The sequence below is a fragment of the Pseudomonas sp. ICBG1301 genome (assembly GCF_016918385.1).
Taxonomy (GTDB): domain Bacteria; phylum Pseudomonadota; class Gammaproteobacteria; order Pseudomonadales; family Pseudomonadaceae; genus Aquipseudomonas; species Aquipseudomonas palleroniana.
The window spans coordinates 43,337-62,226 of record NZ_JAEKGB010000011.1; the positions used below are offsets into that span (position 1 = coordinate 43,337).

Here is an 18,890-nt window from a genome sequence, read left to right on the forward strand (position 1 = left end):
CATGATGTTCAGCAGCAAACCTTTGTCGACCGAGGGCAAATTTGTATTGATCACCGGTGCGTCCTCTGGCCTTGGTCAGGAAACTGCCTTACAGCTGTCTGAGCGCGGCTTTGAAGTGATCGCCGGGGTACGTCGGCAAGCCGATGGCGAACAGCTCATTGCGCAGTGCCCATCAGGGCGGATCAGCGTAGTGCTGGTTGATGTGACCGATGAAGACTCGATCAAGGCCGCGGCAACCAACGTGTCGGCGCGGGTCGGGGCGGCCGGTCTGTGGGGCCTGATCAACAACGCCGGGATTTGCGTGTCGGCACCACTGGAGTGCGTGTCCAGCGACCTGCTGCGCAAACAACTGGAGGTCAACCTGATTGGCCAGCTTGCCGTCACACGCGCGTTCTTGCCGTTGCTGCGTCAGTCAAACGGCGCGCGCCTGGTCAACATAACCTCTGGGCTGGGTTCTGTTGCGATTCCCTATCTGGGGGCTTACTCGGCAGCGCAATTTGCCAAGGAAGGTCTGAGTGATGCCCTGCGCCGTGAGCTGGCACCCATGGGCATTGCTGTCTCAGTGGTAAGCCCCGGCGCTATCTGGACACCTATTTGGGACAAGATCTCGGCTGAAGGCGAGCGTGCTCTGGCGTCGGTGCCGGAAGCTATTGCCTCACTTTATCGCGAGACCTATCTGCGGTTTCTTAAGGGTAACGAGCAGGGCGCGCGCAACAGTCTGACCCAGCCTGCCGACGTGGCTGGCGCAGTGTTCGTGGCGCTCACGGCAAGCAAGCCCAAGACTCGCTATCGCGTCGGTGCTGACGTAAGGCGCGGGACGATGCTGGCGTGGCTGCTCCCTGATGCCATGGTCGACAAGATGTTCCGGCCCATCGTGACCCCGGCCCCGGCTGAAAAGGAGGTGCAACGTGTCTGATCGCGAACTCAGGCTGGGAGAGGAACTGATTTCTCCCTTGCATTCACTTTATGACGGCTTGCAGGTCGACGGCTTACCACGTCCTGCACACTTGGCACCGAATCACCCCGTGTGGTTAGTCACGCGTTATCAGGATGCCCGGACAGTCTTGTCCCATCCCGGAGTACGGCGGGACGCGAAGCAGGCCGCTGAGCTCTATGCTCAACGTACCGGGATCCGGCGCGCGGAAATCGGTGAGTCCCTCAGTCATCACATGCTCAATTGTGACCCGCCGGACCACGCACGCTTGCAGGCCCTGGTGGGCCGCGCCTTCACCAGGCGTCAGATTGAGCGCCTGCAACCGCATATAGAGCGGGTGACTGAAGCACTGCTCGATGCCATTGCCTTGCGTGAGCAAGCCGACCTGATGGCTGACTTCGCCGTACCTTTGACCATCGCGGTGATCTTCGAATTGCTCGGCATCCCTGAGGCCGAACGCGAGCATGTGCGTGATTCGTGGGAGCGCCAGGCGCAGTTGTTGTCACCCGAGGATGCCAATGCACTGGCCGATCATCAGGCGGTGTACTTGAGGCGCCTGTTGCAGGCCAAGCGCCAACAACCGGCCGACGATGTGTATAGCGCCCTGGTACAGGCCGCCGACGAGACCGGGCAACTGACGGAGCTCGAACTGGTGGGCATGGCGCATTTACTGTTGATGAGTGGGTTTGAAACCACCATGAACATGATCGGCAACGCCATGGTCACGCTGCTTACTCACCCGCAGCAATTGGCCCAGTTGCGTGCCCGGCCCGAGCTGTTGCCCAACGCTATGGAAGAGCTGGTGCGTTATGACAGCCCGGTGCGTGCGTCCATGTTGCGGTTTACGATCGAAGACATTGTGCTGGGAGACGTCATCATTCCCAAGGGCGAGTACATCCTGGTCTCCAACCTGACCGCCAATCATGACGCGGACCGATTTGACGATCCCGACGTCCTTGACTTGACGCGCGGCACTGATGGCCACCTCGGGTATGGCTTTGGTGTGCACTATTGCGTCGGTGCGGCGCTGGCACGCCTGGAAGGGCGCATCGCGATTGGCCGGCTGCTTGACCGGTTTCCCGACTTATCCCTCGCCGTACCGCATTCGGAATTGCAGTGGCTTCCGATCACTTTTTTACGGGCCTTGATCAGCGTTCCTGTCTTGCCCGGGCTGAGCGTTGCGTCCACCTCCCCACTAAAAAGGAATACACGATGAATGCCAGAGAGATTCTTACTCATAGCTTGCAGCTCCTGGAGAACGGTGACGCCAGGGGCTGGTGCGATCTGTTTCATGAGCAGGGCGTGCTGGAGTTTCCTTATGCACCCCCTGGCTGGAACACCCGCTTTGAGGGGCGCGAAGTCATCTGGGCGCACATGCGTAAGTTCCCGGAGCACCTGAGCGTCAACTTCACCGAGGTGCAGTTCTACGACACCGCCGATCCTGACCTGGCCATCGGTGAGTTCCATGGCGACGGCGTGGCAATCGTGTCGGGTGGCAAGCTCAAGCAGGATTACATCTCGGTAATCAGGTCCCGGAACGGGAAGATTCTGCTTTACCGCGATTTCTGGAACCCGCTGCGCCATCTTGAGGCGCTGGGTGGAGTGGAAGCCGCCGCCAAGATCGTCCAAGGAGTCTGAACAATGTCACGTGCAGCCGTTATCTGTGGCTTGGGTGGCTACGAACCTGAGGCAATTGTCACAAACGACATGCTCGCCGAAGAACTGGATACCTCGGATGAGTGGATTCGCACCCGTACGGGTGTGGGCCAGCGCCATATCGCAGGGGCTCACCAGAGCACTGGCGACCTGGCGATCGAAGCGGCGGCACGTGCATTGTCCAGTGCTGGATTGACACAAGTGGATGCCGTTGTACTTGCGACGGCCACGCCTGACTTTTCCTGCCCTGCGACTGCGCCGAGGGTCGCCGCCAGGCTTGGAATGAGTGGTGTGATGGCTTTCGATATTTCGGCAGTTTGTACCGGGTTTGTGTATGGGCTTGCCGTAGCCAGCTCGTTGATCACCGCGGGTGTGGTGCACAGCGTATTGCTAATTGGTGCGGACACCTTCACGCGCACCCTCGATCCTGGCGACCGCTCCACCCGGGCGCTGTTCGGGGACGGCGCGGGCGCCGTCGTACTGCGCTCCGGTGACAGTGCCGAACCTGGTGCCTTGCTTGGGTTCGACTTGGGTAGCGATGGCAGCCTGGCCGGGTTGCTCATGACCCCTGCGGTCACTCATGAAGAGCGTGCAAATCAACAGTCCACTAGCTTTTTCAGCATGGATGGACGCGCTGTATTCAACGAAGCCGTCAACCACATGACCGAGTCGGTGCAGCAGGTCCTGAAGGCCGTTGGCTGGGAGGTACGTGACGTCGACCGTCTCGTTCCACACCAGGCAAACACGCGCATTCTGGCGGCAGTTGCCGATCAGCTGGACATCCCGTTCGAGCGCGTCGTGAGTAACCTTTCGGAGGTTGGAAATACCGTCGCAGCGTCCATTCCCCTGGCGTTGGTGTATGGGCATGGCGCGGGGAGCCTGCAGGAAGGTGATCGGGTTGTATTGACAGGATTCGGCGCCGGGCTCACCTGGGGTTCGGTGGCGCTGCGTTGGCCAAGGATTGTTTAAATTTCTTATTTCAGGGAGAAAAAGTATGGCTGTTACCACGGAAGACAAACTACTCACGCTGCTCAGTGATTACGCCAAGGTGCCCAGGGACAGCATTACTGTTCACAGCAGCATGCAGGACTTTGCCGACGACTCTCTAGCCATTACCGAGTTGTCGTTCAAGTTGCGAAAAGCGTTTGAGGTACCCATTGCTGACCAGGATCTCGACCCTCTGGAAACCGTTGGCGAATTACTAGAACTGGTAGATTTGCGCCTGGCGTCCTGACCCACGATCACAAGCCAATGCACTGTCCTCACTCCGACCACGCCGCTCTGGCGCAATGGCAAGGGGGCATTTTGGATCAATCATCAAAGCCGTCAACGGCTGGGGGTAGATGTGAGTCAGGATTTCAATTCAAGCATCGAGTTGCACCGGGAATCCGCTTTTTATGAGCGTGACTCCGGCGCCACAACAATCATGACCTTGGCCAACTTTCCGGATGATGTATTGCCCTTGTTGCAGATGGAAAGCCTGATGACGTTTGAGGCGATGGCCTATTTTCGCTGTGACATGTTGGTGGAGTTGGGATGCTATGACGGAAGGGCGCTGGAAATTGCCAGGCTGCTGAATGCACGCTACCTCGGTGTCGATCTTAATCCAAGGGCGATCCAGCTCTTGCAGGCTCGGATCGAGCGCGAGGGCATGTCGGAACGGGCGGGCACAATCGTCGCCGATGTGCTCAACCACATCGCTTGCGGGCAAGCGCCACTAGGCGCGCGCGAACTCTACCTGTTGCCTTTCAATTTACTGGGCAACTTTCGTGATCCGACCCGGTTGTTGAAGTCCTTGGCGGCGCGCAATGTCGCTGTAGTGATTTGCGTGTTTGGAGACAGTGTCGAAGCAAGTTGTGTCAGACAGCGCTACTACCTCAAGTGCGGGGTGGAGAACCTTGAACGCCACTCACAGGCGGATGGAATGATTTTTACCGGTATCGATGGTTTTTATTCAAGGTCTTACTCCAAGGCGGCGTTGCATTCGCTGTTGACGGAGTGCGGGCTGACGATCATTCGCACCAGTTCAAATCTGTTTGCCCACTGCGCTACGGTTTTGCCCAAGGGCGTAGGCGGCAATTCCCACTGATGGTAATTGCAACGATGCTCCGGTACGCAAGCCACAGTGTTATTTATTTTATTGTTTGAGGTTGAACTGTTATGCCCCTGATTATTTATGTTCTCGGCGCTGCAATCTTCGCGCTCACCACCAGCGAATACATGGTGGCTGGATTAATGCCTGCGTTATCGAGTGACTTCGGCGTTTCGTATGCTGCAGTGGGTTACTTGGTGACGATCTATGCCGGTGCGATGGCCTTGGGAGGTCCCTTGCTGACCGTCGCACTGCTCGCCATGCCTCGCAAGAAAGCGCTATTGGGGCTGATCGCGTTGTTCGTGGTCGGGCAGGTCATTGGCGCACTGGCACCGGGTTACGGAATTATGGTGGTGGCCAGGCTTGTCACGGCAATTGCGGCTGCCGCATTCTTTGGTGTCGCGCTGACGGCATGTTCAGAGCTGGTGGAAGGCCATTTGTTTGGCCGTGCCTCGTCCATGGTGTTGGGCGGCCTGATGGTGGGTACCGTCCTCGGATTGCCGGCGGCGACGCTGGTGGGGGACTGGTTCGGATGGCGGGTCAGCTTCGTGGCGGTGGCCGTCGTGGCCTTGCTGGTCGGGTTGCTCGTGATGAAACTGATGCCATCGCTGCCGCCGCCGCCAAGCGTTTCCTCGTTGCGTTCAGAACTGGCGGTGTTCAAGAACGGCAAGCTGTGGGAGGTTTATGCCACCAGCCTGTTGTTGATCGGTGCAACTTTCGCCGGCTTCACCTATTTCGTACCGATCCTTACCCAGGTCAGCGGTTTTTCAGCTCCGACCGTCCCTGCGTTACTGGTGGTATACGGTCTCGCAACCTTGGTGGGGAACAATGTCGTGGGCCGGTTGGCCGACCGTCACACCATTAGTGTCATCGCCTACGGCCTGGTGGCGGCGATAGCTGCCATGGTCATTTTTGCGCTGTTTGGCCAAGTCAAAGTGGTCGCAATCGCGGCGCTGGTCGTTATCGGCCTGACGGGCGTCTCAATGAACCCGGCGCTAATTACCCGAGGGGCGCGTGTCGGCCATAACAACATGCTGGTCAACTCCGTACATACGGCGTGCATAATGCTTGGCGTCATGGCGGGGTCGTGGATAGGCGGTTGGGGCATCGCTGCCGGGTTGGGGCTACAGGGCGCACTATGGGTGGGCGCCGGTCTAGGGGTGTTGGCACTCCTCTCACTGATACCGGAGTTCAGGGCCCGTACTGCTCAATCAACATTTGCGAGATAGAGGCTGGCGGATCATGCTTGTCTCCTTTCTTGTAGAAGGTAGTAACTGATTATTAACCCTTGGCTCTCTGGTTTGAGCCCCTATCTGGGTCGCCCTGTCTAGTCCTGAAATGGGTTTACACCCATTTCAGGACTAGACATTGAGCTAGAGATTCGATGTACGTCTCCACCACGTTTTTCGTGGCATCATTCTGATTAACAGGTAGCAAATGACTGGGTTTCATTTTCACGGGACAACCCAAAGAGCTCCTTGATGTTCGAACGCTATCTGCAATCCTGGAACCTGAGTGCCGACGGCGAGCCTATCGTGACGCCCGGCAGCCACTTGCTGCCCGTGCGCTGGCAAGGCTGCCCGGCGATGTTGAAAATTGCCCATACCTCGGAAGAAAAGCTCGGTGGGCGGTTGATGAGCTGGTGGGCAGGCGACGGCGCCGCGCAGGTGTACGCCCATGATGACGATGCGTTGTTGATGGAACGTGCCACCGGCCCGGGTTCCTTGATGCGTATGGCGCTCACGGGTCAGGATGACGAAGCCAGTCGGATTGCCTGCGCGACGGTTGCCAGACTGCACGCGCCGCGTCCTTCGCCACCGCAAGGGTTACTGACCCTGGACGTCTGGTTTCAGTCTTTGTGGAATGCGGCTGAGGATGAGGGCGGCAGGTTGCTCGACTGCGCAGCGACGGCGCGTGCGTTGCTGGCGGCGCAACAGGACATCGTGGTGCTGCATGGTGATGTCCATCACGACAATATTCTCGACTTCGGTGCTCGGGGTTGGTTGGCGATTGACCCAAAGCGGGTGATGGGCGAGCGCGGTTACGACTACGCCAATCTGATCTGTAACCCGGATTTGCCTACCTGTAACGACCCGGTACGTTTCACCCGCCAGGTTGACGTGATTGCACAAATGGCAGGCCTCGCCCGCCCACGCCTGCTGCAATGGGTAGTGGCGCATGCCGGATTATCGGCAGCCTGGTTTCTTGAGGACGGAGAACGCCAGCGCGCAGAAATCAATCTTGAGGTCGTCCACCTGGCACAAAGCGCGTTGGCCCGGTAACCGACGCTACAAGCCAGTGCGGTTGAACCATCGCATCGCCGTTTCACGGCGATATTCACTCGGCGTCAGATTCATCTCGATCCGAAAGTGCCGGTTGAAGTTGGAGAGGTTGGCGTAGCCCACTTCAAAGCAGATAGCCGCCACCGACATCTCGCTTTGCAGTAACAACCGGCAGGCGCGCTGCACGCGGAACTTGCGCATCAGCTCGATAAAACCATGGCCGGTGTTGCGCTTGAAGAACCTCGAGAAGCCCGCTTCGCTCATCTCCAGTTGCCGGGCGATCACCGACAGGCGCACGTCGCCGGTGAGTTCCCGGATCAGGTAGTCGAAGGCCTGGTTGATGCGTTCGGCACTGCGCGCATCCAGCGTGGGGGCGTAGCAGGGGCTGGCCAGTGTCTGAACCTGCTGCTGTGGTGCGTTTTTCAGGGTGTCGAGCAGTTGCAGGAACAGGATCAGCCGTTGCAGGCCCTGGGCATGACCGATGGCCTCGATCAACTGTGCCGCCTGCGTGGCCGTGCTGCCGCTGAATGCCAGGCCGCGCCGCGCCCGTTCGAACAAGGGGCGCAAATCGCCCAGCTCCGGCAGGTTTTTACGCAAGGCGAGGAGGGCGGCGCCGTCAAATTGCAGCACCACGTCGCGCCCCTTCAGGTATTCGCCGGGGGCGAGGTCGCCGATCCAGTCGTGAGGCAGGTTCGGGCCGATCAGCGCAACATGCCCGGCGTTGAAAGCGCCGATGTAATCCCCGGCGACCAGTTTGCCGCTGCCTTGGCGGATCAGGTGGATTTCGAACTCGGGATGGTGGTTCCAGCGCGCCAGGTCGTAAGGGTAGTCATGTTCGAACCAGCGAAAGCAGCGGTCCGGTTCGGGCAGGATCACTTCAAGTTCGGCGGGGCGATGCTCGAACAGTTCGGCGCGGCTGACGGGCATGCTCATGCCTCTTTTCAAGTAAGGGAACGCCTCAAAATACGCGCACCGGCAGCCTCTGCGCTACCCAGGGTTTCGCCCTGAGCCGATACTTTTTTGATTTTGGCGACGAGGTTAAAAAAGTATCAGTCGAGCATTCGCCATGTGTTTGAGCGGGTTTGGTCAAGCTGCTGTAATCGGCCCTCAACTCCAAAAACACGCTATGGCCCCCGAGGGACCACGCTCATGAAACGACTGCAAGGTAAAAGTGCGCTGATCACCGGATCGGCACGCGGCATCGGCCGCGCCTTTGCCCAGGCCTATATCGCCGAAGGGGCTAGCGTCGCGATCGCCGACATCAACCTGCAACACGCCCGGGCCACGGCACTCGAGTTGGGCCCACAGGCTTACGCGGTGGCGATGGACGTCACCGACCAAGCCTCTATCGATGCGGCGATTGCCGCCGTGGTCGCCCATGCCGGCAAGCTCGACATCCTGATCAACAACGCGGCGCTGTTCGACCTGGCGCCGATTGTCGAGATCACCCGCGACAGCTATGAGCGGCTGTTCTCGATCAACGTCGCCGGCACGCTGTTCACGTTGCAAGCCGCCGCACGGCAGATGATCAACCAGGGCCATGGCGGCAAGATCATCAACATGGCCAGTCAGGCAGGGCGGCGTGGCGAGCCGTTGGTGGCGATCTATTGTGCGACCAAGGCGGCGGTGATCAGCCTCACGCAGTCGGCGGGGTTGAACCTGATCAAGCACGGTATCAACGTCAACGCCATCGCCCCGGGGGTGGTAGACGGTGAGCACTGGGACGGGGTGGATGCGCTGTTCGCCCGGCATGAGGGGCTGGCCCCCGGCGAGAAGAAGAGGCGGGTAGGCGCCGAAGTGCCGTTCGGGCGCATGGGCACGGCGCAGGACCTGACCGGGATGGCGATCTTCCTGGCCTCGCAAGACGCCGACTATGTGGTTGCGCAAACCTACAACGTCGACGGTGGCAACTGGATGAGCTGACCGCGTCTATTCAGCAAAGCTGCGATCAAAGAAATACACCGCTCCAGGCTTCAGGTTCTGCACGGTCGCCTGGGGCCTGCCGCCTTCGCCGTGCTTCTTGCGCCCGGTCTCACGCAGATATCCCGCCTCGGTCAGCTTCAACAGACGCTGACGAATACTGGTCTTCAACACCGGCCGCGCCAGCACCAGCGAAAAAATCGTGGTCGCTTCCGGCGCACTGAACTCATCCCCCAGGAACAACAACGGCAAGCTGCTGTACAGCGACTTGGAAAACAGCCGCTCCTGGACTGCCGCGACGATCAGGTTATGGTCAAACGGTAGCTTGATGCTGCCATTTGCCAGCGCATTCAGTGAAAACCAGCCCTGGTGTTCAGCCAGCGTCACCTCTTGCGCAACGATCGCCAGGTAGAAGGTGGACGACGACCAGCAACGCGGGTCGCGAAATGCATCGCCCACAGTGCCGACCTGCTCGCACCAGGCCAGGTCCAGGCCGACTTTGGCGCTCACCCGCAAACGCTCCACCGCATCCTTGAGGCTCAAGTCTTGCACATCGCCGTTGACCACCACCCCGGGCAGCGCCCAATGCCCGGCGAAGGGTTCGGCGTCGCGCTTATTGAGCAGCAGTTTCAATTCGCCGGAGGCGCGGCAGTAGAACAGCGCGCAGAGGTCGACGGTATGCAGGTAAGGGCTAAGTGGCATGGGAAATCCTTCGCAACAGCGGTGGCGCACAGTCTAACCAATCGAACAGATATGTCATGTACTGGTTCCAGCATAGATAAACAAATGTTTCTTGCAATGAAAGTACATGACGTGTACTTTTGTTTCCAGGCCACAGGAGAACCACCATGACCCTCGCGAAAACCGCCCTCGCTTCATTTGATGTCGATGCCCAGAAGAGCTTCACGCCACTGTGCCCCAACGAACTGCCGGTGGCGGGTGGTGACCAGATCGGCGCCGAGCTCAACTACATGGCCAGCCTCGTTGGCCACCGCGTGGGCAGCAAGGACGCCCACACCCCGCACGCACCGTGGGTGGTGACCGAGGCCAGCGCGATGTTGCAACCCACCGGCCTGCCTCACGCCGACCTCACCTGGGTCAGCCACTGCGTGCCGGGTACCGAGGGTTTTACGCTGCTCGATGAACTGCCCGCCCCGTATGACTACGACTACTTCGTCTGGAAGGGCGTCGAACCCGATCTGCACCCTTACGGTGCCTGCTATCACGACCTGCACGACAAGCTTTCCACCGGTGTGATCGAGTATTTGAAGGCCCAGGGCGTCGTGCGGGTGATCGTCGGCGGCCTGGCCCTGGACTACTGCGTCAAGACCACCGCGCTGCAATTGCTCAAGGCCGGCCTGGAGGTCGTCCTGCACCTGCCGGCCTGCCGGGGGATCAGCGAGGAGGGCAGCGTGCAGGCCGTCAATGAATTGCTCAAGGCCGGTGCCGTCATCAGCAGCACCCGCGAAGAACTGGCAGTACACGCCACGCGTTAAGGAGACTCACCATGGAAAGTGCCTACAACTACGAAACGCCGGTGATCCAGGGCTTGCTCGACACCGACTACTACACCTTCACCATGATGCAGGCCGTATTGCATCAGTACCCCAACGTCGATGTGGAATACAACTTCATCGTGCGCTCCAAGGAGAAGCTCGGCCACTTGATCCCGCAACTGCGTGCTGAACTTGAGAACATGGCCGGCTTGCAGGCCCGTGAAGGCGAACTGCGCTTTCTGTTCAACCCGCGTTTTCGCGAATACCTCACGCCGGATTACGAACGCTTTCTCGGCCTGTTCCGTTTCAACCTGCGCTATATCCACGTCAGCGAAGTCGACGGCCAACTGAATATCCGGGTTATCGGCCCGATGCTGCACTGCATCATGTTCGAACAACCGGTCTTGGCGCTGGTCAGCGAACTGCGCAACCGTGACAAATACCCCGACGTCACCTTGGAAGACCTCACCCGCAAGCTCTACCAGAAGTTCGACTGGCTGGAGAAAAACCTCAGCCGCGAGGAGTTGGCCGACTTGCGCGTGTCTGACTTCTCCACCCGTCGGCGCCTGTCGTTCAAGGCCCAGCGCGAAGTAGTGGACATCATGCGCCGCGACTTTCCCGGCCAGTTCGTCGGCACCAGCAACGCGCACCTGGCCTACGAATTCGACCTGCCGTTGATCGGCACCATGGCTCACCAATGGCTGATGGTGCACCAGCAACTGGGGCGCCTGCGCGAGAGCCAGAACGCCGCACTGGAGCACTGGGTGGGTGAGTACCGTGGCCGCCTGGGGATCGCCCTGACCGATACGATCAGCACCGATTTCTTCCTCAAGGATTTCGATCTGTATTTCGCCAAGCTCTACGACGGCCTGCGCCAGGACTCCGGCGATCCCATCGCCTGGGCCGACAAGGTGCTGGCCCGCTACAAACAGTTGGGCATCGACCCGATGACCAAGGACCTGATGTTCTCCGATGGCTTGAACTTCGAGAAATGCCTGCCGATCCTGCGGCACGTGCGCGGCAAGGCCAAGTTCGGGTTTGGCATGGGCACCAGCCTGGCCTGCGATGTGGACGGTGTACAACCGCTGAGCATCGTGATGAAGCTGGTGCGGGTGCACGGCGAGCCGGTGGTGAAGTTCTCGGATGACCCGATCAAGAACGTCTGCGAAGACGCCTCGTTCTTGCAGTATGCAGCACAGGTATTCAACGTCGGCAGCGTGGAGGTGTGACATGCAAACCCAGCAACGTATCGCTCAGGAACTGAACATCGACCGCTCGCTGGTCCAGGGCGGCGAGCCCCGCGAGATCCAGCGGCGTGTCGACTTCATCAAGTCCACGTTGCGCCAGTCGGGTTGCACGGCGTTGGTGCTGGGCATCAGCGGCGGCGTCGACTCACTGACCGCCGGGCGCCTCTGCCAACTGGCCGTCGAGCAACTGCGCGCCGAAGCGCATGCCGCAAGCTTTATCGCCATGCGCCTGCCGTACAAGACCCAGGCCGACGAAGGCGACGCCCAGGCGTCCCTGGACTTCATCGCCCCGGACCAGATCGAAACGCTCAACATTGCCGCCACGGTCGATGGCTTGATGGCCAGCCTGCGCGCAGCAGAGGCCAGCGCCAGCCATGTCGATTTCATCAAGGGCAACGTCAAGGCCCGGGCACGCATGGTCGCCCAATACGCCGTGGCCAACCTGCACAACGGTTTAGTGGTGGGCACCGACCATGGCGCCGAAGCGTTGATGGGCTTCTTCACCAAGTTCGGTGACGGCGCCTGTGACCTCGCACCGCTGTCGGGCCTGACCAAGACCCAGGTACGGCTGCTGGCCAGCGCCCTCGGCGCACCGGGCAACCTGGTGCACAAACACCCCACCGCCGACCTGGAAGAGCTGGCCCCGGGCAAGCTCGATGAGCACGCCTATGGCTGTTCTTACGCCGAGATCGATGCCTACCTGATGGGCGAACCGGTGACTGAACGGGTGCGGGCAATCGTCGAGAAGGCGTACCGCCAGACAGCGCACAAGCGTGCGCTGCCGATAGCGCCTGTCTGATCAACGCTCGATCGACCGACTCCAGCGCGCGTTCCACTCCGGCCGCGCCTGGTTGACCTGGTCCCAATCAATCGAAATTGCGCTCTGCAAGTAACCCTGCATGGCCTCCACCCGGCCACGGGTCTTGTCGGTGGTCGGGGTGGTCGGGTTCGACGGAATCTGGTCACCTTCTTCCAGTGCCGGCGCCTGGGCTTCGGCGGTCAGCAAAAACGCCGCGAGTTTCTGCGCCAGTTCCGGCTGGTCATTGCGCGCAATCACGCACTCGGCCACGTTCAGCACCACCGCACCTTCTTTGGGCTGGGCATATTCCATCGGGATGCCGAGCAGTTTCTGAGTGGTGACCTGGGTCGGTGTGAGCGGGAAAATGGCGGCTTCGTCGGTTTGCACCATTTCAGATATTTTTGCGGAGCTGGCGATGTACTCCAGTACATTCGGGCCGATGGTGCTTGGCCAGGCCTTGAAGCCGGGTTCCACATTGCTCTCGTCGCCGCCCTGGATGCGGTTGAACATCAAAAAGCCGTGCAGGCCGAAAGTGGAGGAGGCCAGCGACTGGAACACCACTTTGTCCTTGAAGCGCGGGTCGGCCAGGTCCATCCACGACGTGGGCGCCGCCCAGCCTTTTTCCTTGAACATCTTGGCGTTGTAGCCAAGGCCGGTCACGCCGAGCGTGACGGCCACGGCTTGATCCTTGATCTTCGCCTTGGCGGGGATCTGCTCCAGGGTCGGATTGGGCGTGAGCTTGTCGCACAGGCCCATGGAGATGGCGCGGTACATGATGCCGTCATCGAGGAACATCACGTGCATCTGCGGGTTGTCTTTGTTGGCCTGAACCTTGGCGAGGATGTCCGACGACGTGCCGGGCACGATCACCACCTTGACGTTATTGGCTTTTTCGAAGGCGGGCAGCACCTTGTCGGCGTACACCCGCTCCATGGTGCCGCCGTTCATGCCCAGGTACAGCGTGGGCGCTGCCTGGGCGGTGCAAGCAAGTGTGGCGAGGGACAAGCAGGACAGTGCAATACGTAGGCTCATGGATGTTTTTCCTCTCAGGCTTGGAAACGACGAATGGAAAACGCTGCAATGGGTTGGCGGCTGGCGCCTGTGCAGACCAGGTCCGCCAGGGCTTCACCGACCGCCGGGCCAAGCTGGAACCCGGCGCCGGCAAAGCCGAAACCGTGGAGCAGGCCGGGTTGGGTGCTGCTGGGACCGATCACCGGTTCATGATCGGGGAGGTAGCCTTCGGTGCCGCTCCAGGTACGGATCGCCTGCGCGCCCTGGAGAAACGGGTACAGCTCAGTGGCGTTGCGCAAGATCTCCAGCACGGCCGCTTGCCCTGGGCGCGCCGTCAGCGGGCCTAGGGCGAAGCCGCGGCCGCCGCCCAGGATGCAATTGCCGCGGGCGACCTGGCGCGCGTAAATCCCACCGCCTTCAACGCCGGTACTCACCGTCATCACCACCGGCAGCGGTTCGGTCACCAGCATCGCCGGGTGCGCCGCAGTGATGGGCACCGGCTCGCCAAACTGCGCGGCGACGGTGCCGGCCCACGCGCCGGCACAGTTCAGCAGCCAGGGTGCGTGTAAGTGCAGGCCGTTGGCACAGCGCACCTGGAAACACGCTCCGTCGTGCTCAATGCCAATCACTTCGGCCTGCTCAAAGATCGTTGCGCCCAGGCGTTGCGCGGCACGGGCGAAGGCCGGCGACACCAGGCGCGGGTTGGCATGGCCGTCCTCGGGGCACAGCGAAGCACCGACCGCGATGTCGCCCACCCAAGGGAACCTGGCGCGCAGCTGCGCGTGATCGAGCAGTTGCAAGCCCAGGCCGAATCCTCGCGTCTGGTCTGCGTAAGCCTGCAACGCGGCAAAATCCGCGTGACTGCGCGCCAACTTCAGATGCCCGGAACGCACGTACTCGCCATCGATACCGATCAACCCCGGCAAGTCCGCCCAGAGCTGATGGGCACGTTGCGACAGCGGCAGTTGATGCAATGGCCGACCCTGACGCCGCACCCCGCCATAGTTGACGCCGCTGGAATGGGAGCCGCAAAAGTCCCGTTCCAGCAGCGCCACGCGCTGGCCGCGCTGCGCGAGCATCAGGGCCGCCGATGCGCCGACAATGCCACCCCCCAGCACAATGACGTCGATCATGGTTGCACCTGCACGCCAAATGGCAGCGGCTTGATCGGTGCCTGGCCGCGTAGCCGCCCGATCTGCTCAATGCCTCGGCCGCTGTGTTCGGCAATGATTTCCGCCGCCGCCAAACCGCACATGCGGCCCTGGCAGCGGCCCATGCCGACGCGGCAATGGGCCTTGACCCGGTTGATCTCCCAGTGGCCTTCGTCGACCACCGCGCGCACGTCGCCCACGCGGACTTCCTCGCAACGGCACAGGATCAACGCATCGGGCGCCTCGGCTGCCCACTGCTGCGGGAAGGGGAAGGCGGTTTCCAGGCCCTGACGAAAGCGCTGGATGCCCGCCAACTGCTGCTCCAGCCAGGCGGCGCGACGCTGATCAATGGCGATAGCCACATCTTCCAGCAGCGCCAAGGCTGCCCGCTCACCGGCCATGTGCGCAGCCTCCGCGCCCATGATGCCGGCGCCGTCGCCGGCCAGGTACACCGCGTCGGCACTGCTGCGCCCGGCGCGGTCGCGTTGCGGCAACCAGGCACGATTCAGGGCGTTCCAGGCAAATTCGCAGCCGAGCAGGTCCGCCAGTTGGGTTTCGCTGCGTAACGCATGGGCGAAGGCCACCGCATCACAGGCCAGGCTCTGTTCAGCCCAACGGATGGCGCTGACCCGTTGTTCACCGTCAATCTGCTTGAGCGTCGCCCCTTGATGTACGGGAACCCCATGGGCCGTGAGCCAGGCGCGGTAGTACAAGCCCTTGGCCAACGTCAGCGGTTGACCGAGCAACGCCGGCAATGCCCGGCATTGAGCGCTGAAGGGCGCGCTGTCGAGCACCGCCACCACGTTGGCCCCGGCCTTGGCGTATTGATACGCCACCAGATACAGCAACGGCCCGCTGCCGCAAAACGCCACGCGCTCACCGATGGCACAGCCTTGAAACTTCAAGGCGATTTGCGCAGCGCCAAGGCTGTACACCCCAGGCAGGGTCCAGCCCGGCACCGGCAGGATACGATCGGTGGCGCCGGTGGCAACGATGATGCGCGAGTACGCAAGGCTTTCGGCGCGGCCGTGATGGAGCAGGTCCAGGCGACCGCCTTCGGCATTCCACACCAGGGTTTCGGGCTGGTAGTCGAGCAACGGCGCCAATTCATCCATCGTGCGGTGTACCGCCTCAGCCTTGCCCGCTTCAAAACCGTAAAGCTGCTTGGCCGAACGCTGGAAGTTCGCCGGTTGCCGCCGATAAATCTGCCCGCCGCCGCGCAGGCTTTCATCGATCAGGCACGGCTTGATGCCATGCTCGAGCAGGGTACGCGCCGCACTGATCCCCGCCGGGCCTGCGCCCACAATCACCACCGGCTTCATGCTTGGCGCCCCGGGTCGCGGCTGATGGCCTGGCCCTCTTCCAGGAGCGTCGAGCAGGCCCGTACGCGACGCCCGTCCTCCAGCCGTACCCAGCAATCCTGGCAGGCGCCCATCAGGCAGAACCCGGCGCGGCGCTCGGCGCTGAAATCGCTGCCTCGCAGGTGATCGGCGCAGGTCAGGATGGCCGTGAGCAGGGTGTCGCCCAGCAGCCCCGTGGCCGGTTGCCCGTCCAGGGTAAAGGCCAGGGCAGGGCGCGTGGTTTCGGCCAATCGCTTGAACAGCGCCATCAGTGTTTCCCCACCAGTACGCGGTCCAGGCCGTAGACCCGGTCCAGTACAATCATGGTGGCCGCTGTCAACCCGATCACCAGCGCCGACACCGCCGCCATCATGGGGTCGATGGATTCGGTGGCGTAGACGTACATGCGCACCGGCAGCGTTTGCGTGGCCGGTGAGCTGACGAAGATCGACAGCGTCACTTCATCGAAACTGTTGATGAATGCCAGCAGCCAGCCGCCGGCCACGCCGGGCAGGATCATCGGCAGGGTGATCTGGCGAAACAGCGTAAAGCGCCCGGCACCGAGGGATTCGGCCGCTTGCTCGGCACTGCGGTCGATGCCGATGGCGGCCGCCAATACCAGGCGCAGCACATACGGCGTGATGATCACCACGTGCGCCAGCATCAGCCAGGTGAAGCTGCCGTTGACGCCCATCAGCGCAAACAGACGCAGCATCGCCACCCCCAGCACCAGGTGCGGGATGATGATCGGCGACAGGAACAAGGCACTGCAAAAGTTGCGTCCGGGGAACTGATAGCGGCTGATGGCCAAGGCGGCGGGCACCGCAATCAGCGTGGCCAGGCTTGCCGCCGTGAAGGCCAGGACCAGGCTGTTATAGAACGCCTGGATAAAGTCCGCGCGCTCGAACACCGCACGAAACCAACGCAGGGAAAACCCCGAGGTGGGCAGGCTCAAGGTGTTTTCCGGGGTGAAGGCCACCAGGCACACCACCACCAGCGGCGCCATCATGAACAGCACCACCAGGCCGTGAAAACCCAGGGCCAAAGGACCGTTTCTGGACATGCGCTTAAACCCCCAGGGACTTTTTGTAGCGGCTTTCGACCATGCGGTTCCAGCTCAGCATGATCAGCAGGTTGACCAGCAGCAGCACCACCGCGATGGTCGCGCCCATGGGCCAGTTGAGTTCCGAGAGGTACTGGTCGTACACCACGGTGGCGACCATTTTCAGGCGCCGCCCGCCCAGCAGGCCGGGAATGGCGAATGAGCTGGCGGCCAGGCCGAATACGATCAAGGTGCCGGACAACACGCCGGGCATCACCTGCGGCAAGACGATCTTGCGCATCACCGTGGCCTGGCTTGCGCCCAGCGAAAGCGCCGCCTGTTCAGCCGACGGGTCGAGTTTTTGCAGCGAGGTCCACACCGGAATGATCATGAACGGCAGCATCACGTGCACCAGCGCGATGATCACGGCAAATGGCGTGTACAACAGCTTCACCGGGCGCCCGCCGAGGGCCTGGATCACTTGATTGACCAAGCCGTCGGCGCCCAGCAGCAAGCTCCAGCCGAAGGCGCGCACCACCACCGAGATCAACAGAGGGGTGAGGATCAGGATCAGGAAAATCGAGCGCCACGGGGTACCCATGCGGCTGAGGATGTAGGCCTCGGGCACGCCGATGACCACGCACAGCAAGGTCACCAAGGCGCTGATCCAGAAGGTGCGCCAGAAAATTTCGTAGAAATACGCATCGCGCAGCAAAGACAGGTAATGGGCCAAGGTCCACTCATCGGCCTTCACGCCGACCTGATAGTCGAACACGTTGAACGACAGCACCAAGGTCAAGCCCAGCGGCAGCAGCAACAGCCCGGTAAACAGGGCCAGGGCCGGCAACGACAATAAGTAGCCCCGACTCATGGGCACACCTCATCCGCCGCCAATACGCGCAACAACTCGGCTTGCCACTGCAGGCCCACCGCCGTGCCGCAGCCCAGTGGCACGCTGCCGTCGTTGCTGCAGGCCACGGTGATTTCGCCGAGCGGGGTGTGGACGCGGTACAACCATTGACTGCCGAAGAAGTAGCGGTCGCGCACGCTGCCTTGCAGGCGGCCGAGGCCGGCGTCTACCAGTTGGATTTTCTCCGGGCGCAGGCTCAGGGTCAGTTCACCGCTGCCGCCTGCCTGGCGCACTTGCGGGTTGCCGAGTGCGTCGTAGTCGCCGGGCAACAGGTTGGCTTTACCGACGAAGTCCGAGATAAACCGGGTGCGTGGGTGCTCATAGAGTGTGTACGGCGCGTCGATCTGGGTCACACGCCCGGCCTGCATCACCACTACGCGGTCGCTGATCGACAGCGCTTCGGCCTGGTCGTGGGTAACCATCAAGGTAGTGATGCCCACGGCGCACTGGATGCGGCGAATTTCAAATTGCATTTCTTCGCGCAGGCTGGCGTCGAGGTTGGACAGCGGTTCGTCCAGCAGCAACACCGGTGGTTCGATCACCAGCGCACGCGCCAGGGCCACCCGTTGGCGCTGGCCGCCGGACAGCTCGCGCGGGTAGCGCTCGGCATGTTGCGCCAGGCGTACCAGCTCCAGCACGTTTTTGACCTGGGTGGCGATTTGGCTGGCCGGCACTTTGCGCATCTTCAGGCCGAACGCGACGTTGTCGCGCACGCTCATGTGCGGGAACAGCGCGTAACTCTGGAACACCACGCCCAGGCCGCGACTGGCGGGCTTGGCGTGAGTGATGTCGCGACCGTCGAGCAGGATTTGCCCGCCACTGACGTCCACGAAGCCGGCGATCATTTGCAAGGTGGTGGTCTTGCCGCAACCCGAAGGGCCGAGCAGGGACACGAATTCGCCTTTTTCCACCGCAAGGTCGGTAGCGACCACCGCGTCGACGGCGCCATAGCGTTTGCTCAAGGCGTTGAGTTGGAGAAATGCCATAGTGCGTTCCACCTTTTTGAGTCG

At 61.5% G+C, this 18,890-nt stretch carries 21 protein-coding genes; 12 read left to right on the forward strand and 9 right to left on the reverse strand.

The window, feature by feature from the left end; translation table 11 throughout:
* The first annotated feature begins 1 nt into the window (after position 1).
* From JBE38_RS23130 to JBE38_RS23165, 8 genes are all read left to right on the forward strand, one after another.
* Entirely contained in the window at positions 2–916 is a 915-nt protein-coding gene (locus JBE38_RS23130) for an SDR family NAD(P)-dependent oxidoreductase (protein ID WP_126870674.1), read from the forward strand.
* Complete coding sequence (locus JBE38_RS23135; protein ID WP_090371742.1) at positions 909–2,150, forward strand: cytochrome P450 family protein; 1,242 nt, start codon at positions 909–911, stop codon at positions 2,148–2,150. The genes JBE38_RS23130 and JBE38_RS23135 overlap by 8 nt, the downstream gene beginning before the upstream one ends.
* Positions 2,147–2,572 (forward strand): nuclear transport factor 2 family protein, encoded by a 426-nt coding sequence (locus JBE38_RS23140; RefSeq protein ID WP_090371740.1) that lies wholly within the window; start codon positions 2,147–2,149, stop codon positions 2,570–2,572. The genes JBE38_RS23135 and JBE38_RS23140 overlap by 4 nt, the downstream gene beginning before the upstream one ends.
* 3 nt (positions 2,573–2,575) lie before the next feature.
* A complete protein-coding gene (locus JBE38_RS23145) occupies positions 2,576–3,559 on the forward strand; it encodes a beta-ketoacyl-ACP synthase III (RefSeq protein ID WP_205345206.1) in 984 nt (327 codons plus the stop codon).
* 25 nt (positions 3,560–3,584) lie between these two features.
* Positions 3,585–3,824, forward strand: a complete 240-nt coding sequence (locus JBE38_RS23150; protein ID WP_090371735.1) for an acyl carrier protein — start codon at positions 3,585–3,587, stop codon at positions 3,822–3,824.
* A gap of 192 nt (positions 3,825–4,016) precedes the next feature.
* Positions 4,017–4,679, forward strand: a complete 663-nt coding sequence (locus tag JBE38_RS23155; RefSeq protein ID WP_090372444.1) for a class I SAM-dependent methyltransferase — start codon at positions 4,017–4,019, stop codon at positions 4,677–4,679.
* 71 nt (positions 4,680–4,750) lie between these two features.
* On the forward strand, positions 4,751–5,911 hold the full coding sequence (locus JBE38_RS23160) for an MFS transporter (RefSeq protein ID WP_205345207.1): 1,161 nt from the start codon (positions 4,751–4,753) through the stop codon (positions 5,909–5,911).
* A 252-nt stretch (positions 5,912–6,163) separates the two neighbouring features.
* A complete protein-coding gene (locus JBE38_RS23165; RefSeq protein WP_205345208.1) occupies positions 6,164–6,964 on the forward strand; it encodes an aminoglycoside phosphotransferase family protein in 801 nt (266 codons plus the stop codon).
* Between the two features lie 6 nt (positions 6,965–6,970).
* Here the strand turns inward: JBE38_RS23165 and JBE38_RS23170 are convergent, their stop codons facing one another.
* A complete protein-coding gene (locus JBE38_RS23170) occupies positions 6,971–7,891 on the reverse strand; it encodes an AraC family transcriptional regulator (protein WP_205345209.1) in 921 nt (306 codons plus the stop codon).
* 222 nt (positions 7,892–8,113) lie between these two features.
* Here JBE38_RS23170 and JBE38_RS23175 point away from each other — a divergent pair, with 222 nt between their 5' ends.
* Positions 8,114–8,887, forward strand: a complete 774-nt coding sequence (locus JBE38_RS23175; RefSeq protein ID WP_205345210.1) for an L-iditol 2-dehydrogenase — start codon at positions 8,114–8,116, stop codon at positions 8,885–8,887.
* 6 nt (positions 8,888–8,893) lie between these two features.
* On the opposite strand, the gene JBE38_RS23180 is transcribed toward JBE38_RS23175, so the two are convergent.
* On the reverse strand, positions 8,894–9,586 hold the full coding sequence (locus JBE38_RS23180; protein ID WP_060755352.1) for an NUDIX hydrolase: 693 nt from the start codon (positions 9,584–9,586) through the stop codon (positions 8,894–8,896).
* A gap of 146 nt (positions 9,587–9,732) precedes the next feature.
* Between JBE38_RS23180 and JBE38_RS23185 the strand changes: the two genes are divergently transcribed.
* Genes JBE38_RS23185 through nadE form a run of 3 tightly spaced genes read left to right on the forward strand, consistent with a single transcriptional unit; the run spans position 9,733 to position 12,426 of the window.
* Positions 9,733–10,380 (forward strand): nicotinamidase, encoded by a 648-nt coding sequence (locus JBE38_RS23185; protein WP_090371727.1) that lies wholly within the window; start codon positions 9,733–9,735, stop codon positions 10,378–10,380.
* 11 nt (positions 10,381–10,391) lie between these two features.
* Positions 10,392–11,609: a nicotinate phosphoribosyltransferase gene (gene pncB, locus JBE38_RS23190; RefSeq protein WP_205345211.1), complete on the forward strand. Its 1,218-nt coding sequence runs from the start codon at positions 10,392–10,394 to the stop codon at positions 11,607–11,609.
* A 1-nt stretch (position 11,610) separates the two neighbouring features.
* The gene (nadE, locus tag JBE38_RS23195; protein WP_205345212.1) at positions 11,611–12,426 is read left to right on the forward strand and encodes an ammonia-dependent NAD(+) synthetase; all 816 of its coding nucleotides are present in this window, start codon (positions 11,611–11,613) and stop codon (positions 12,424–12,426) included.
* Here the strand turns inward: nadE and JBE38_RS23200 are convergent, their stop codons facing one another.
* Genes JBE38_RS23200 through JBE38_RS23230 form a run of 7 tightly spaced genes read right to left on the reverse strand, consistent with a single transcriptional unit; the run spans position 12,427 to position 18,866 of the window.
* Positions 12,427–13,458 carry an ABC transporter substrate-binding protein gene (locus JBE38_RS23200; RefSeq protein ID WP_060755348.1) on the reverse strand — a complete coding sequence of 344 codons (1,032 nt, stop codon included), beginning with the start codon at positions 13,456–13,458 and terminating at the stop codon, positions 12,427–12,429. It abuts the gene before it with no gap.
* 14 nt (positions 13,459–13,472) lie between these two features.
* Positions 13,473–14,570, reverse strand: a complete 1,098-nt coding sequence (locus JBE38_RS23205) for an NAD(P)/FAD-dependent oxidoreductase (RefSeq protein ID WP_090371692.1) — start codon at positions 14,568–14,570, stop codon at positions 13,473–13,475.
* Positions 14,567–15,910: an FAD/NAD(P)-dependent oxidoreductase gene (locus JBE38_RS23210; RefSeq protein ID WP_205345213.1), complete on the reverse strand. Its 1,344-nt coding sequence runs from the start codon at positions 15,908–15,910 to the stop codon at positions 14,567–14,569. Before JBE38_RS23210 ends, JBE38_RS23205 begins: the two co-directional genes overlap by 4 nt.
* Positions 15,907–16,197, reverse strand: a complete 291-nt coding sequence (locus tag JBE38_RS23215; protein ID WP_060755345.1) for a (2Fe-2S)-binding protein — start codon at positions 16,195–16,197, stop codon at positions 15,907–15,909. Before JBE38_RS23215 ends, JBE38_RS23210 begins: the two co-directional genes overlap by 4 nt.
* A complete protein-coding gene (locus tag JBE38_RS23220; RefSeq protein ID WP_161549422.1) occupies positions 16,197–16,991 on the reverse strand; it encodes an ABC transporter permease in 795 nt (264 codons plus the stop codon). The genes JBE38_RS23215 and JBE38_RS23220 overlap by 1 nt, the downstream gene beginning before the upstream one ends.
* 4 nt (positions 16,992–16,995) lie before the next feature.
* Positions 16,996–17,841 (reverse strand): ABC transporter permease, encoded by an 846-nt coding sequence (locus tag JBE38_RS23225; protein ID WP_090371686.1) that lies wholly within the window; start codon positions 17,839–17,841, stop codon positions 16,996–16,998.
* Positions 17,838–18,866, reverse strand: a complete 1,029-nt coding sequence (locus JBE38_RS23230; RefSeq protein ID WP_060755342.1) for an ABC transporter ATP-binding protein — start codon at positions 18,864–18,866, stop codon at positions 17,838–17,840. The genes JBE38_RS23225 and JBE38_RS23230 overlap by 4 nt, the downstream gene beginning before the upstream one ends.
* Between the last annotated feature and the right edge of the window lie 24 nt (positions 18,867–18,890).